Genomic DNA, 17,203 nt, shown 5'->3' on the forward strand with positions numbered 1-17,203 from the left:
CTAAAAACTGTGCCACTTCAGTTAGTTCAACGCCGTTTTTATCATAGTTTCAATCCCTTATAGGTAGGCTAAAAACAAATTAGAGGACATTCAGGCATGTCTAGCTGGTGCAAGTTTCAATCCCTTATAGGTAGGCTAAAAACTAAACCTCATAAGCAGCCTAAACCATTGCCAGAAATTTGTTTCAATCCCTTATAGGTAGGCTAAAAACAATTACCAAGATCGCAACAGAAAAGAAAAAGGAAAGAGTTTCAATCCCTTATAGGTAGGCTAAAAACCTCGATGGTCGGCGGTTCCCCGAGTTTGACGAGCCGAGTTTCAATCCCTTATAGGTAGGCTAAAAACTGTTGTGTCTTATTGTGCTGCCCATTCTTTCATCCAAGTTTCAATCCCTTATAGGTAGGCTAAAAACCATCGATACTTTTCTTTGTACAACCTGCAGTACGCTGTTTCAATCCCTTATAGGTAGGCTAAAAACCTGAAGCACTTGAGCATTGGCTTGCTCCTCCGCTCTTTGTTTCAATCCCTTATAGGTAGGCTAAAAACTAATAAAGCCCCCGAATGTGCCCAGCATAGCAACAAGTTTCAATCCCTTATAGGTAGGCTAAAAACTTGCTAGGCGATATAAAATCAGAAAAACCAGAACATAGTTTCAATCCCTTATAGGTAGGCTAAAAACGTATGGATACTCCGTTTTTGTACATCAACTCGTATATAGTTTCAATCCCTTATAGGTAGGCTAAAAACTGTTGGGACGGCTATTTCGAGTATTTGGAACGGTATGTTTCAATCCCTTATAGGTAGGCTAAAAACTAGTCGGCACTATTACGCTCAAGGATGGTACGGTTATGTTTCAATCCCTTATAGGTAGGCTAAAAACGGTTTTTATGCAGTATGCCGTTATTCAAGAGAGAATGTTTCAATCCCTTATAGGTAGGCTAAAAACATCGTTCGCCCATCCTCGCTGTACACTGGGTCGCCGAGTTTCAATCCCTTATAGGTAGGCTAAAAACTTTGGAAAGGCTTGTTTGGGTTGACCACGTTGTCGAGTTTCAATCCCTTATAGGTAGGCTAAAAACTTGAGCAAAAGGTAGAAGGTATATACTCATGGCTGATGTTTCAATCCCTTATAGGTAGGCTAAAAACTGTACCACGTTTTGCCGCAGTTCGGGCAGGTCTTTTGTTTCAATCCCTTATAGGTAGGCTAAAAACGTCTAACGGTGTTCTCTCCGCCAAGGTGGACACCGTGTTTCAATCCCTTATAGGTAGGCTAAAAACGTAATTGTAAATTCTCTCTTTTCCCTCTTTAATTCTCCGTTTCAATCCCTTATAGGTAGGCTAAAAACTTTCTGCAAATTCCCATTTCCTTATCTGTCCAAATCCTGTTTCAATCCCTTATAGGTAGGCTAAAAACCCGCTTTATTTTGGGGTTGCTTTTAAAAAGGTTTAAGTTTCAATCCCTTATAGGTAGGCTAAAAACTCTTGGGCCCAAATATGCCGTCTACAGTGCCACAATGTTTCAATCCCTTATAGGTAGGCTAAAAACCTCTACTAAGGAGAAGGCATTAGCCTTTATAGAGAGCCGTTTCAATCCCTTATAGGTAGGCTAAAAACCCTGGAAGAAAATAAAGAGGAAATGAGGCAATGGATGTTTCAATCCCTTATAGGTAGGCTAAAAACGTAGTCTCGTTCTTACGGATGAGCACATACCCTGTTAGTTTCAATCCCTTATAGGTAGGCTAAAAACAGCATAGCTTTGAAGCAGGCAAAAGCAAAGGCGCCGGGTTTCAATCCCTTATAGGTAGGCTAAAAACACAAGGCAAGGTTGGAGTGAAGAAGAGATATGTGAGGTTTCAATCCCTTATAGGTAGGCTAAAAACGCTGCACCTGAAGCCGTAGAATTGCTTCGTGAAGAAAGTTTCAATCCCTTATAGGTAGGCTAAAAACATTGCTATTCCAGCACCTGTAATGCCTCCATGTTTTGTTTCAATCCCTTATAGGTAGGCTAAAAACCCGACTAAACTTCCTCCCGTGAAGAGTGTATAATAGTTTCAATCCCTTATAGGTAGGCTAAAAACTGGCTTGGACCAATTTAGAGCCTTAGAGCCAGAAACTGTTTCAATCCCTTATAGGTAGGCTAAAAACATTTACCGCCTATATATGGTACTTCTTTCATTTTCTGTTTCAATCCCTTATAGGTAGGCTAAAAACTGAGAGAGCATCCTGCCAGCAAGGTTTACAATTCGAGTTTCAATCCCTTATAGGTAGGCTAAAAACAAAGTCAATAGGGGGATTATAGATTTTACAATTTATTTGTTTCAATCCCTTATAGGTAGGCTAAAAACTTTTCTAATACTGTGCTGGCTAATAATGCCCTTTCTAGTTTCAATCCCTTATAGGTAGGCTAAAAACTTCATATGTCTTGGTTAGTTCTTCACAGATTTGTTTAGTTTCAATCCCTTATAGGTAGGCTAAAAACCTGTTGAGAGAGTTGCTTGACCGCCTTCCCAATATCGAGTTTCAATCCCTTATAGGTAGGCTAAAAACGGTTATACTTGTAAGGCTGATGGACAAGTTAGAACGGCGTTTCAATCCCTTATAGGTAGGCTAAAAACTCTTCATACCTGGTTCCACCGACTAAACTTCCTCCCGGTTTCAATCCCTTATAGGTAGGCTAAAAACTGGCTGAAAATGTATTATCCGGAATTATTCAACAAACGTTTCAATCCCTTATAGGTAGGCTAAAAACGTAGATAAGCCTAATGCAACATGTAAGAAGTGCGGTGTTTCAATCCCTTATAGGTAGGCTAAAAACGCCTGTATTGTGTATACCAGCACGTTTTCGTTATCGATGGTTTCAATCCCTTATAGGTAGGCTAAAAACACCATTCTTGCTAGAAGTTTATATATCTGCTCATTCAGTTTCAATCCCTTATAGGTAGGCTAAAAACGGGTAAGAGACATGCCTAAATATGATTATGTTATTAAGTTTCAATCCCTTATAGGTAGGCTAAAAACGATACCAGTAGTGGAATGTAAGGAAGAAATAGAAAGAAGTTTCAATCCCTTATAGGTAGGCTAAAAACCCGACGCTTCGCTGGCATCTGCGTGATGAAGAATAATGGTTTCAATCCCTTATAGGTAGGCTAAAAACGGCGGGTTGACAGTGAATGGTTGTATTTTTGAGAACCGTTTCAATCCCTTATAGGTAGGCTAAAAACGCTCGAATCTGAATTACAAGCCGCAAATGCAAGAGTATGTTTCAATCCCTTATAGGTAGGCTAAAAACTTACCTTCAAAAACGAAATCCGCAAATATGTATGCACGTTTCAATCCCTTATAGGTAGGCTAAAAACGGCTCACGAATTGGAATGGGTAGGGACAGAAACAAAGGTTTCAATCCCTTATAGGTAGGCTAAAAACGGAGCAATATTGCGGTTCATGAAGGGGTATTGGGATTGTTTCAATCCCTTATAGGTAGGCTAAAAACCTCTTATACTACATCTACGCACCTCGATACGCCCATGTTTCAATCCCTTATAGGTAGGCTAAAAACCTCGGCAGTTGAGCGGTAATCAGCTGCCACCACACCAGTTTCAATCCCTTATAGGTAGGCTAAAAACTTTTGAGATTGTTTCGATATTCTTCCGATACGAGTAGTTTCAATCCCTTATAGGTAGGCTAAAAACTTGTACTCTTTTCTTTGCACTTTTGTTTCTATGTTGTTTCAATCCCTTATAGGTAGGCTAAAAACTATATTGTGCGCCACGATTTCGTCATAGACGGACGGGTTTCAATCCCTTATAGGTAGGCTAAAAACCTACATTAAGCCACTTTTCAGGCCCTATTCTTACCTGTTTCAATCCCTTATAGGTAGGCTAAAAACTTTTTGGCGCCAAAAACGAGGAATCGCCCAGCAATGCGTTTCAATCCCTTATAGGTAGGCTAAAAACGGAAACTCCCGAGGGGGCACAAGACAAAGCGGATACCGCGTTTCAATCCCTTATAGGTAGGCTAAAAACTAATCTAGCATACAGGGATTATTGCAATGCAAAAAAGTTTCAATCCCTTATAGGTAGGCTAAAAACTGTTGTCACCTCGTTTTTATATTTTTAATGTTTATGTTTCAATCCCTTATAGGTAGGCTAAAAACCTGGGCTATCCTCCCCTTGTAGGTAGACTAAAATTTGTTTCAATCCCTTATAGGTAGGCTAAAAACTTTCATTACCCCGAAATTCCTTTTCTACCGATTTTAGTTTCAATCCCTTATAGGTAGGCTAAAAACTGCTGTTCAAGAATAAACTCATTAAACTCGGGTAAATGTTTCAATCCCTTATAGGTAGGCTAAAAACGAAAATAATGCCAAAACGTATGCGGACGGTATAAAAAAGTTTCAATCCCTTATAGGTAGGCTAAAAACAGTACTGCACCAAGCAATCCAACAACTGGTCAACTCGTTTCAATCCCTTATAGGTAGGCTAAAAACTTTAGCTGCTTCTCTTTTTACTTTATTTATCTGACTCTGTTTCAATCCCTTATAGGTAGGCTAAAAACAATGGCAACAAAAAATCCTGCACAAGGCAGGATGAAAAGTTTCAATCCCTTATAGGTAGGCTAAAAACTACGCCGATTTAGCACTAGCTAAATTTGTTTTTGCTGGTTTCAATCCCTTATAGGTAGGCTAAAAACATGCAGTTGGCTGGTTTGTAGAAATAAATACACTAGAGTTTCAATCCCTTATAGGTAGGCTAAAAACCCCTCGCATAAAGGGCATCCATGTACCCCATATGCGTGTTTCAATCCCTTATAGGTAGGCTAAAAACAAGTAATAAACCATTTGGCGTTATCCCCCAATCCATTGTTTCAATCCCTTATAGGTAGGCTAAAAACCTCCTGAAATGAAGCTGTTGTATAAATCCATCAAATGTTTCAATCCCTTATAGGTAGGCTAAAAACGATGTGGACTCCAAGCTGTTGCGTTTTCGCCTTCTTCGTTTCAATCCCTTATAGGTAGGCTAAAAACATAGCAGTCTTCGCACAAGACATGGCCGTCCTCTGTAGTTTCAATCCCTTATAGGTAGGCTAAAAACAAGACGGCCGTGTAGAACGACAAAAGTTTGAGTTACGTTTCAATCCCTTATAGGTAGGCTAAAAACCTATGCGGACTCGTACGCCCACTGCGTCGAGTGCGGGTTTCAATCCCTTATAGGTAGGCTAAAAACGCAAAAATAAAGCAGCCTTTAATTCGGCTGCCTAGATGAGTTTCAATCCCTTATAGGTAGGCTAAAAACACGAGCGCAATATACGTTATGTTGCCAGAGATAACCCGTTTCAATCCCTTATAGGTAGGCTAAAAACCTTGTAGGAGATGGGGCTACCATGACCAATGCAGAATAGTTTCAATCCCTTATAGGTAGGCTAAAAACTAATCCATTTATTAGGATTATTAGTATCAACAGCTGTGTTTCAATCCCTTATAGGTAGGCTAAAAACCTTCAACGTCAGCATTCTCATATTCTACTTTGTGCTGTTTCAATCCCTTATAGGTAGGCTAAAAACAATTCTATATATACCATCTTGCATCTCGTACAGCACATGTTTCAATCCCTTATAGGTAGGCTAAAAACCTTTCAATCCGGCGGTATTTGTAATCGCCCCGCCGGGTTTCAATCCCTTATAGGTAGGCTAAAAACGCGTTGTTACACTAGTCTCAACAGACTCAACACGGGTAGGTTTCAATCCCTTATAGGTAGGCTAAAAACAAATATAAATTCTGCGTATTCTTTCTGTTTTGCAAGTTGTTTCAATCCCTTATAGGTAGGCTAAAAACTTACCAAAAGTATCAAAAAACACGGGGTAAATACTTTGTTTCAATCCCTTATAGGTAGGCTAAAAACCGTTGCAACGGATGCAGCACCCTTCTAGCACTCTTTTTGTTTCAATCCCTTATAGGTAGGCTAAAAACCGTTTGGCGTGCGTCGGGGCGGGGTACCCGGACCAAGTTTCAATCCCTTATAGGTAGGCTAAAAACAAGCGATCAAAAATTTATACTTAAACAGGATATATATTCGTTTCAATCCCTTATAGGTAGGCTAAAAACCCAGGAGCTTGAACAGCAGCTTGCAAGGCTGCAAGGGTTTCAATCCCTTATAGGTAGGCTAAAAACTAGAAAATATTTGTACTATCCCACACTAGAAAAGGCGTTTCAATCCCTTATAGGTAGGCTAAAAACTCGTTCATAATTGGGGAGATAGCCGCAGCGGAAAGAGTTTCAATCCCTTATAGGTAGGCTAAAAACTCTTATATCTACCTCTAAAGCATCAGCTATTTTTTGGTTTCAATCCCTTATAGGTAGGCTAAAAACTTGGTCCGGGTACCCCGCCCCGACGCACGCCAAACGCGTTTCAATCCCTTATAGGTAGGCTAAAAACTTTTATGGTATGCGCTTCATCAAATGCTATTTAAACCGTTTCAATCCCTTATAGGTAGGCTAAAAACATGTCAGGACTGTTATGATGAATACTACACCACATGGTTTCAATCCCTTATAGGTAGGCTAAAAACCCTAGCACATTCGATAGCTTCCTGTTTAGCTTCCTTGGTTTCAATCCCTTATAGGTAGGCTAAAAACGAATACGGAAACTGTTGTGCAGTCTACAGTCGAATTGGTTTCAATCCCTTATAGGTAGGCTAAAAACAAGATTTTACTATTGCATTGTATGTATCGGTATGCTAGTTTCAATCCCTTATAGGTAGGCTAAAAACTGGTAGTATAATACCTGCTATTTTGGCATATCAAACGTTTCAATCCCTTATAGGTAGGCTAAAAACAATGATGTTATAGGTGCTGAACGGCATAGAGAAGCAGGTTTCAATCCCTTATAGGTAGGCTAAAAACAAAGAGTATGATGACGAAAGAGTACCGATTCACGAATAGTTTCAATCCCTTATAGGTAGGCTAAAAACTTGTAATACGATTCAAAAACTCTTTCTTTCGGTTTCGTTTCAATCCCTTATAGGTAGGCTAAAAACCCGCATGTGCCGAATGCGGCGACGAGTTCCGTATCGAGTTTCAATCCCTTATAGGTAGGCTAAAAACTTTAACGGAGCAAAATCTTCATCCGTGTATCTAGTTTGTTTCAATCCCTTATAGGTAGGCTAAAAACTTTGCCCAGCAATATTACATATGGGCTACCAGAAGGTGTTTCAATCCCTTATAGGTAGGCTAAAAACCGGCATTTGCTGGAGAAAGGAGGAAGACTCCGCAAAAGTTTCAATCCCTTATAGGTAGGCTAAAAACACTTTGCACCGAGCTCGATTGCAGCATCTCGCAGCTTCGTTTCAATCCCTTATAGGTAGGCTAAAAACTCGCCCCTATGTTTTGCAGCCTTTCTCCTACGCTCCTGTTTCAATCCCTTATAGGTAGGCTAAAAACTAACAACAGCAAGAGAAATGGCAGAGGAATACACCAGTTTCAATCCCTTATAGGTAGGCTAAAAACCCTTGACGGTAATATGGAACCTTGCGCAATTGTGGAGTTTCAATCCCTTATAGGTAGGCTAAAAACATTGTTCTTGTAGAGTCTTAACGCAATATTTATCTTCGTTTCAATCCCTTATAGGTAGGCTAAAAACACAGCTGCGAATGTGTAGCTTGTGGTCGAACTGTGCGTTTCAATCCCTTATAGGTAGGCTAAAAACCTGCTGCTATCCCGAGGGCGGCGTTTTGTATCTCGGGGGTTTCAATCCCTTATAGGTAGGCTAAAAACTCGGTTGCTTTACCGAAAGGAAACCAAAATAAGTTGGTTTCAATCCCTTATAGGTAGGCTAAAAACATACACTTCTTATTCTTATGCAATATCCACATGCTAGTTTCAATCCCTTATAGGTAGGCTAAAAACTGACAACCGGTGTCACATACGGCCTAGAGACCGGCCCGTTTCAATCCCTTATAGGTAGGCTAAAAACTGGGGGAGACCAGGAGGGAGACACCGTTTCGGTGTATTGTTTCAATCCCTTATAGGTAGGCTAAAAACCGACGATATGCTCCAGGCCGGGGCATATCAAACCGAAGGGCGTTTCAATCCCTTATAGGTAGGCTAAAAACGCAGAGGCGAAATAAAGCCTCTGCCTTTTTAAGTTTGTTTCAATCCCTTATAGGTAGGCTAAAAACATGGATTTGGCCAAAAATGCTAAAAATGGTAGGAATGTTTCAATCCCTTATAGGTAGGCTAAAAACGTGTTGTACCGTGTGCGGTACTTCCAGCTTGCTATACCGGTTTCAATCCCTTATAGGTAGGCTAAAAACAAACGAGCTGAACAAATACAAAAGCATTGTAGATAATGGTTTCAATCCCTTATAGGTAGGCTAAAAACTTACTGGAGGTTGATTGGTATGTCCAAAAAGTTTAATTGTTTCAATCCCTTATAGGTAGGCTAAAAACTACGAACGACAATCATCATAGCCCATATGTAGTGTGGTTTCAATCCCTTATAGGTAGGCTAAAAACGCTAAAAATCAGCAATTTTAAGACTTTAAAAATATACGTTTCAATCCCTTATAGGTAGGCTAAAAACTCAACCAGCTGCGTCCACCATGCCGATGCCTGGATGGTTTCAATCCCTTATAGGTAGGCTAAAAACTTATGCGGGAAGGTCCAAAAAATAGTTCGGCAATTGTGTTTCAATCCCTTATAGGTAGGCTAAAAACTTGCTCTTTGGAATGCAGATATATTATATTTTTCATTCGTTTCAATCCCTTATAGGTAGGCTAAAAACTGTTGTGGTTTTAATGTTGTTAGTCAATGGAAATTAGTTTCAATCCCTTATAGGTAGGCTAAAAACGACGAATATTCGGATATAACAACTGTATTGCAAGCCAGTTTCAATCCCTTATAGGTAGGCTAAAAACGGATGAGTATGAGCGAAACGGCCAAGCGGGTACTGGGTTTCAATCCCTTATAGGTAGGCTAAAAACTATAGGCAAGAATACGAACCCGTATATCCCGAGGGCGTTTCAATCCCTTATAGGTAGGCTAAAAACTATAGGCAAGAATACGAACCCGTATATCCCGAGGGCGTTTCAATCCCTTATAGGTAGGCTAAAAACCATATTTGAACGTTGCACGCAATACTTCGTCTATATGTTTCAATCCCTTATAGGTAGGCTAAAAACATAAAGGAGGATAAAATGAAAAAGGTTTTTAAGGATTCTTTGTTTCAATCCCTTATAGGTAGGCTAAAAACTGTAAAAGTAATATTTTTAATAGTCTTTGCTAATTCAGTTTCAATCCCTTATAGGTAGGCTAAAAACTTTAAAATTGAATTTTGTTGTTTTAGCGGGCACTGGGGTTTCAATCCCTTATAGGTAGGCTAAAAACGCGCAATGCCCGAGCCCCGCCAGAATACATGCATGGGTTTCAATCCCTTATAGGTAGGCTAAAAACTTGCTACGAGCACTATTACACATTTTGCCAGCGCTGGTTTCAATCCCTTATAGGTAGGCTAAAAACGCTTGAACATGGTGAAGCACCGCAAATTGAAGAATTCCAGTTTCAATCCCTTATAGGTAGGCTAAAAACATACAGGCGATTGCACATCCTTACAAGCATAGACAACAGTTTCAATCCCTTATAGGTAGGCTAAAAACTGGTAAACGCCCCGCAGATGAAGGAACTTCGAGATGGTTTCAATCCCTTATAGGTAGGCTAAAAACGGAGGAAATACATTACTTACAGCTATACGAGTATGGGCGTTTCAATCCCTTATAGGTAGGCTAAAAACACTGTGCTAGAGCAGGTTTGCCTGTGCCAGAAAAACTGTTTCAATCCCTTATAGGTAGGCTAAAAACACTGGGTCGTGCTGGGGAACAGAGTAATTCCTCCATTGTTTCAATCCCTTATAGGTAGGCTAAAAACACATAATTACCGGGGTAAATGGCGAACAATATCCATGGTTTCAATCCCTTATAGGTAGGCTAAAAACGGGTTACAACTGGGAAATAAGTTACAAAGGCGAGAACCGTTTCAATCCCTTATAGGTAGGCTAAAAACTGTTTTAGAATGTGTTTTTCTAGATAGCTAATAAAGGTTTCAATCCCTTATAGGTAGGCTAAAAACTTGAAAACAATTTCAGTACCTGGCGGTACAACAGCCAAGTTTCAATCCCTTATAGGTAGGCTAAAAACCTTACTTTCCAGGTTATACAGGCACCTTTGGGTAGAGAGGTTTCAATCCCTTATAGGTAGGCTAAAAACACAACAGAGCAAATTACAGCACAAGAAACAGCCATGTTTCAATCCCTTATAGGTAGGCTAAAAACCGGTACGGACTACGGCAATTTAATTGCATTAGCATGGTTTCAATCCCTTATAGGTAGGCTAAAAACACATTGAAGCAGCTATAACTTTCTTGTTTGGGGGTAGTTTCAATCCCTTATAGGTAGGCTAAAAACTTTTGAAGTGGATTCGAGAGAATCAAGACGCTTTTCCGTTTCAATCCCTTATAGGTAGGCTAAAAACGCAAAAAGGAAGTAGATAACGACATAACGCAGGATAGTTTCAATCCCTTATAGGTAGGCTAAAAACTTTCGTATTTGTTTCTTCCCTTTCTGCCTTTTGCAAAAGTTTCAATCCCTTATAGGTAGGCTAAAAACTTATGCACAAGTGCGCAGAAAAGCACAGATTACGAGAAGTTTCAATCCCTTATAGGTAGGCTAAAAACTTTAATTGTCTATGGTGCACTACTTCACCAGTTGTACGTTTCAATCCCTTATAGGTAGGCTAAAAACCAGCGTCAAATCGTAGGCCCACACTGGATACCCTGCGGTTTCAATCCCTTATAGGTAGGCTAAAAACCAGAATCACCAAGTTTCCCTACACTTTTGCTCGCTTCGTTTCAATCCCTTATAGGTAGGCTAAAAACGTGTGCTCTTATCGGCCTTGCTTTGGCTCTTTGGGGATGTTTCAATCCCTTATAGGTAGGCTAAAAACCAACTGATATAGGCATAAATAAGAAATTGGGTGCTAAAAGCAATCCCTTATAGGTAGGCTAAAAACCAACCCATTAAGTTATAGCAATATTAACATTTGTTATTTATTGTAAATTCAATCCACCATATTTATCGATTATCATTATATCACTCTTTTCCCCAAAAATAAAGGTTTTTGAAAAAGAAAGGAACAAAAAAATTGTCGTCGATCTCCAGGGGTTTTTGCACTACTGGAGGTCGACGACAAATATAATAAAAATCATATGAAAATATCATCGCCACCCTTTTTTATACCCATAGTTTCACGTTCTGAATATTTCATTGTCCTCAATATATAGAAAATGACCGAATCCTCCTCTTCGTTTATTACTTTCTTAAGCTCCAGCTTCAGCTTTTTGAAATTTGCCTCTGATATCTCTCCCTCTAATACTGAGTTTTGTACCCAGTTTAAATATTTCCTACAAATTTTCAGTACCTTGCTTACTCTTTTTTCCCCTACATCATAAACCAGTATTAAAAACATTCCGGCCTCCGCTTAGCTACTTTATTCAAGGGTACATCAATAAAATCGGATTTATAGTTGAACTTGTATAATAATTGTAGCTCTTAATAAACCGAGAGACATTACTTATTCACTTTTTATTTTAACGGTAAGTAAATAAAAACATCTTTTAGCATACCCATTAGCTGCACGAGCTTCTGGTATACTAATCTTATACGGATATCCGCTTACCAATACATGACAAAAGCCTTATATTCCTCCTCTCCTATCAAATGTTTTTCCAGCTTATATAGTTCCAGCCTTATTAGGCGCCTGTAGGATACGTTACGTCCAAGATGCCTGTGATTAAAAGTAGTCTTTAATTTGTTTTCCATCTCTTCTACAAACACCTTTTGTGCTTTTTCCTTTAAAATCAACCCCTCCATACCTTTCTCAAAATCATCTTTGGTAATCATATTCTTACCCACAACCGTAAAAATCACTCTATCTACAATTATCGGCTTAAATATTTCAGCTATATCTAAATTGAGGGTAAATCTTCTAAAATTGGTAGTATGTAAAAAACCAATGCGGGGATCGAGGTGAGTTTTATAAATTTCACTCAATACAATAGTATATAATAACGAGTTGCCAAAGCTGATTAAAGTATTCAGATAATTTTTAGGAGGCCTTTTTGTACGCTGTTCAAAAGCAAAGTCAGCTTTGCCTAAAATCAAATCAAACGCTCTATAATAATGTTCTCTTATATTGCCTTCAATGGCCATAAGTTGATCTATATCCCTGCAATCCCCCAGCCTTTCTTCTAAGCCCTTTATATTTTCCTCTACCACCCCTAGATCTTTGCCTCTGTTTATGTAGTATTTTAGTACTTGCCTTATGTTTTTGGATGCACCGCTTACAAACTCCAAGGCTATATTAAACCTTTTCTCAAAATCAAGATAGTGTTCCGCCTGTTTCAATATCATATATCCTGAATTCAAATGTCCCCTAGGATAAAATGTCCCTACATAATATCCGTAATGATTAAAAAAGTGCATTATTATTTCAGCCTGCGTCAAAAATTCAAGAAACCTCTTGTTTATATCTACCTCACCAAATACATAAATTTCGCTTGTGCCCTCAACAGGTATAAATTTTTGCCCCTCTTCATTCTCAAAGTATATGGTATTGTCCTTTCTTTTTAACTCGCCACTTGAAAATATATAAATTGCTTTCTTCAATGTAAATCCCCTCTTCATGACCAGCAAAATTCCCTATACCCGCAATTCTTACAATAGCCTATTTTTTGTGGGGGCGGTGGCATATTCATCGAAACCACAAAATTTATGCCTTTAAATATGTCCTCCAGTTCCTGCTCTAAAACGGGAGTAAGCTCCACAGGCACCCTTTTTCTCTCCTCAGGAAACAGCAAAAGCCCTTTGGCATCAATCCCACTCTGTTTTAGCTTATACAGATAAAAAGCAAGCTGCAATTTTGCGCTTTCCTGCGCTTTAGAGCTCTTTTTTACCTCTCCCACTACTATGTCCCCTTCATCTGACCTTATTATGTCAATCACAACATTCTCAAAGCTTATTTTCTTCTTGTCCCGGCTATACGTTTCTTCGTCAAGCAATCGCCCTATCTCTATATACGGATGGTCCTGGTCAGGAACTATTTGATGAGCCATAAGCCATGTCTGCCTTTTACATATATTGTAACTCTGTACCAAAGTACCTGTTATGGCTACCATATTGCAGTCACTCCTTTAGTGATAAAGCCAGTATCCTTGTCGTAATATTCACTCAACGTATTGTTAGAAACATACAAGAAACCTTTAACTTCTGGTGGAATATTATCCATTTTCAACGGCACCGATACGGTATACTTATAAAAATCTGCTTTAATGTGGCTAAAGTGCAATCTCCTTTCAAACAAGTCTTTTATTTCCTTTATCTGTATATATCTCTGCCAAATCTGCTTTGCTTCTTCATTCAATTCAACAAATACGTCAACCTTGGGGTAATCCTCTTCAATCAGCTTAAAATCCGCTATACATCTAGTACCATCTACGCTTTCATACTTCATCTTGTAAACAGCTTCTAAAAGTTCTCTCGACAGGTCATTAGATTTTTTGGCTTGTACTTGAACGTAATATTCTTCGATTATGTTTAAAAAGTCCCTTTCGGCCACAAGATCTCTCCCCTGCAGTATCTTTCTAGTTATATCTAAAAGCACAGAATCGTAAACATAAGAAGCGTATGACCTTCTTTCATCTTTAAGCGAGACCACTATAACTTCCCCTTTTCTCATGCCATTCCGGTTACAGCGGCCCGCTGCCTGGTTTATTGAATCAAGAGGGGCTAAATCTCTATATACTACGTCAAAATCGATATCCACACCTGCCTCCACCACCTGCGTAGTAACTGCAAGCCTTACCTTTCCAGCCTTCATGAGTTTTATGCGTTCAAGCCTTTCATAAGGCACCACGTGAGTCGACAAATACGCTATTTCTTCCCCTGTTTTTTCTTTTAAAAGCTCGTATAAGGTTTTTGCCGAGTTGATTGTATTTAAAATAAACAAATAGCTTTTATCATTTTGCAATTCAATTCTTTCCACAAATTCCTCCAGCGTTAAACTCTCCTCTAACCTTGGTACGATAGTCACCCTATCCATGCTGTTAAAGTAAAACTCCCTGTTTACCAAACAGCTTACCTCATTCCGGGAAAAAATTAAGGGCTCAGTAGCAGTTACAAATATTACATAAATATCAAGTTCCTGGATTAACTTTTTAAAAAGTTCTCCGATAAGCAACCAATAACGAGTAGGGATAGACTGCACTTCATCCAGTATGATTATGCTGCCGCTTAAACGGTGAAATTTGCGCAGGTCATGATTTTTATTTGACAGCAAAGTGTGAAAAAGCTGAACAAAAGTGGTAACCACTATCTCAGAATTCCATCCCTCTATCAATATCTTAGCGTCATCAATTTCAAATTCTTCCTGTTCTTTTCTATAACGCACCTCTGCTAAATGATGATGTTTTAACAATAGGCTGTGATCAACATTAAACCCATTAGCGGCTAATACCTTTTCAATTATCTCTGCATTTTGCTCAATGATGCTTAAAAATGGAAGCGAGTATATAATGCGCGGGGTATATCCTTTTGTCAACTGAATTTGTTTCCTCAACTTAAAAGCAAAAACCAGGGAGGTCAAAGTCTTGCCTAAACCCGTGGGAAGATTTATTGACATAATTTTGGCATTCAAATCCAGCGGGGCAGATAAGACCTCATGATATGCTTGTTGTCTTAAGCTATTGAGCCAACTATCTCTTATATCCATAGTGGTTTTATATTTATCCACGACATATTCTCCCAAATCAACATTTGGCCGCTCAACATTTTTGCCTATAGTAACCTCACTTTTATCAGCATCTATCAACAGGGAAAACACAAAATTAGTCAGTATATACGGTTCAACATCCCGAGCCTTTTCTAGCTTGCGCAGTCTCATTCTCAGACGCCTCAGTTCATCCGAAAAAGATATAACCCATTCTCTTAGTCTTGCAACAGTTATATCTACCCTTAATCCCGCTTGACGGAGACTTTTATTGACAACGGCCAATTTCAAATCATCTATGCTCTCCACCTGTCTTAACAAAATGCTTTTTTCTCTTTCGCTCAATATTGCCTCATTCATCACATCCACAAAGTTACCATGGTGGCGACGAACAGCCAAAAAAGCGATGAAGGGCAAAAAAATCCCTTCATCGTTTTTAAATGTATCGCCTTGAAACTCTGCTTTAGCAGCAAAATATGCTGCTATCGCAGATAACAATCCGTGATGGGTTTCTTCTTTCCCCTTAAGCTTATTTTTAATACTCTCTGAAGCAAATAAATACTCCTGGAAATACGAAGTTGCTTTGCCAATATCGTGGCATAGAGCACAAACTTTAACTAACCTAAATAATATGTCTTTGCCGTAATGTTTAAAAATATCATCGGGTGCACCATATAAATTCTGTACAGCTATATTTGCAACGTTTATCAGGTGTTCTTCCAAAACCTTATCCTCATGAGAATACAGCTCAGAAGAATACAATGCGTTCTCCATTTTCAACCTCCCAGTATACCATTGTCTGTGCATAAATCGATTTACCCTGGGCTTCAAATAATACGTCTTCATAACGCTCTACTATACGACCCTGCTTCATATCAACAGCCATCTTTTCTTTGAAATACCTCTTACCTTCTTCAAAACGTATTCCGTACTCTTTTACTATATTCATAGGTATTACAGTAGCAATTTCACACTCTCCCATGTGATATTCCTCTGCTTCCCATACCCCCACGTATTTAAAATCGGCCAAAAGCTCGCTTAAACCCATGGAAAGGGTATAAACCGTCTTGTGCATCATAACATATTCTGATAATTTATCAAAAATGCTTCTATCATTGTGATATACGTATATTCTATAAGCCGGGTTTTTCAAAAACTCGGTCCTAATTTGAGTGCGAGCTTCATGGTTCTTCTTTTTAAGGGGAATCCAGTAGTTGCCCTTGGTGTTAATATGATTTATCCCCATTCTAATCTTTTTTACCGGCGAAAGAATCCTTATAGCAATCTTGCAGTTATTGGATGAGAACACATTTAAATATTCGCTCTTATCCACTCCTACTATGGCACCTAACATCCCCTTCACGGTAGGCGGGGGAGGGAAAGAAAAGGTAAGAGGCGACGAAGTAGTATAAAATTTCTTAAAATGTCCAAAATCGCCAAATATGTCAAACACCAACACTTTCATGTCCCATACCCCTTAAAACGGAAGTTCGCTTAAATTAAAGCCCGCCAAAGCATCCTTTATTGATACCTCTACCCCATCAGACATCAAAATCACACGCTCGTTCACCTTATAATTGATCTTTTCAATAGTGTCCTTATGATTCTTCAGAGCATTTACCAGCTCAGTGATATCCAACTTACCATCTTTTATATCTCGGATCTCCTCATCGTTTTTATCGCTCACAAATTTTACCCTCTTATCCAATTCCCCTAAATGGAAATTCTTTTCCTTATGTACAACTTGTAGCAACAATCTTGGCATCTGCCCAGCTTTTGAAGTGGATATAAGGTTCTTTGTCCCGTTCCACAGCCCTTCTAACAAATACATGACATCCTGCTCTGTCAAGTCAATCCCCTGGCTCGCTGCTGCATTTTCATTTACAATGCCGTAGAATGCTATCAGAGAGTAAGGAAGTATATACTTCTCTGTAAATGTACCCTGCTTTTTGTCCTGCTGTGAAGGCATCACCGTAGTTCCCTTAATATACATCATATTCACTCTATGTAATGACCTACCGAACTTGAACTGTACCGGCCCCGTCAACGTCATGGTTTTATCCTTAACCGCAATAGTAGCCCCAAAAAGCCTTACGTCAATGCATTTTTTCACAATATCAGCATTATCTTTAAAATCAGCTATTCTTTCCTCTTTAGTTTTTAAATTGCCGTTTGAATCTCGTATTTCGAGCACAAAAACGTCCAACCCTTTATAGTAATGCAAATAATCCCTCACAGTCCTCTTTAGCCTTACATCTGTCACTATATTGACCCCTGTTTCCTCATCGATCCTGGGTTTATTTTCATCCACAGGGTCACCATTGGGATTGGCATCAGTCACATCATAAAGAAAAAGTATTTCAGACCTGTTTTTTATAGCAGACATCTTACATAC

At 39.0% G+C, this 17,203-nt stretch carries 6 protein-coding genes and 1 CRISPR repeat array (1 of these 7 running past the window's edge); all 6 genes read right to left on the bottom strand.

The genetic code is table 11. The features are described 5' to 3' along the window. Positions 1-11,055: a CRISPR direct-repeat array (repeat unit 30 nt; unit sequence GTTTCAATCCCTTATAGGTAGGCTAAAAAC) (it extends 7,452 nt beyond the left edge of the window). A 192-nt stretch (positions 11,056-11,247) separates the two neighbouring features. Further along, positions 11,248-11,511 (bottom strand): CRISPR-associated endonuclease Cas2, encoded by a 264-nt coding sequence (cas2, locus tag KVG29_RS08595; protein ID WP_252227868.1) that lies wholly within the window; start codon positions 11,509-11,511, stop codon positions 11,248-11,250. A 206-nt stretch (positions 11,512-11,717) separates the two neighbouring features. Beyond that, the gene (cas1b, locus tag KVG29_RS08600) at positions 11,718-12,710 is read right to left on the bottom strand and encodes a type I-B CRISPR-associated endonuclease Cas1b (protein WP_252227869.1); all 993 of its coding nucleotides are present in this window, start codon (positions 12,708-12,710) and stop codon (positions 11,718-11,720) included. A gap of 14 nt (positions 12,711-12,724) precedes the next feature. Then, a complete protein-coding gene (gene cas4 / locus KVG29_RS08605; protein ID WP_252227870.1) occupies positions 12,725-13,219 on the bottom strand; it encodes a CRISPR-associated protein Cas4 in 495 nt (164 codons plus the stop codon). After that, positions 13,213-15,582, bottom strand: a complete 2,370-nt coding sequence (gene cas3 / locus KVG29_RS08610; protein ID WP_252227871.1) for a CRISPR-associated helicase Cas3' — start codon at positions 15,580-15,582, stop codon at positions 13,213-13,215. The genes cas4 and cas3 overlap by 7 nt, the downstream gene beginning before the upstream one ends. After that, on the bottom strand, positions 15,557-16,273 hold the full coding sequence (cas5b, locus tag KVG29_RS08615; RefSeq protein ID WP_252227872.1) for a type I-B CRISPR-associated protein Cas5b: 717 nt from the start codon (positions 16,271-16,273) through the stop codon (positions 15,557-15,559). Before cas5b ends, cas3 begins: the two co-directional genes overlap by 26 nt. A gap of 12 nt (positions 16,274-16,285) precedes the next feature. After that, complete coding sequence (gene cas7b / locus KVG29_RS08620) at positions 16,286-17,194, bottom strand: type I-B CRISPR-associated protein Cas7/Csh2 (RefSeq protein WP_252227873.1); 909 nt, start codon at positions 17,192-17,194, stop codon at positions 16,286-16,288. Positions 17,195-17,203 lie beyond the last annotated feature (9 nt).

Origin of the sequence: Caldicoprobacter algeriensis (assembly GCF_023838525.1) — a bacterium.
GTDB lineage: Bacteria > Bacillota > Clostridia > Caldicoprobacterales > Caldicoprobacteraceae > Caldicoprobacter > Caldicoprobacter algeriensis.

Excerpts from the sequence above, each read along its gene's own strand:
- cas2 (WP_252227868.1), bottom strand. The coding sequence starts at position 11,511 with ATGTTTTTAATACTGGTTTATGATGTAGGGGAAAAAAGAGTAAGCAAG.
- cas4 (WP_252227870.1), bottom strand. The coding sequence starts at position 13,219 with ATGGTAGCCATAACAGGTACTTTGGTACAGAGTTACAATATATGTAAA.
- cas3 (WP_252227871.1), bottom strand. The coding sequence starts at position 15,582 with ATGGAGAACGCATTGTATTCTTCTGAGCTGTATTCTCATGAGGATAAG.
- cas5b (WP_252227872.1), bottom strand. The coding sequence starts at position 16,273 with ATGAAAGTGTTGGTGTTTGACATATTTGGCGATTTTGGACATTTTAAG.
- cas7b (WP_252227873.1), bottom strand. The coding sequence starts at position 17,194 with ATGTCTGCTATAAAAAACAGGTCTGAAATACTTTTTCTTTATGATGTG.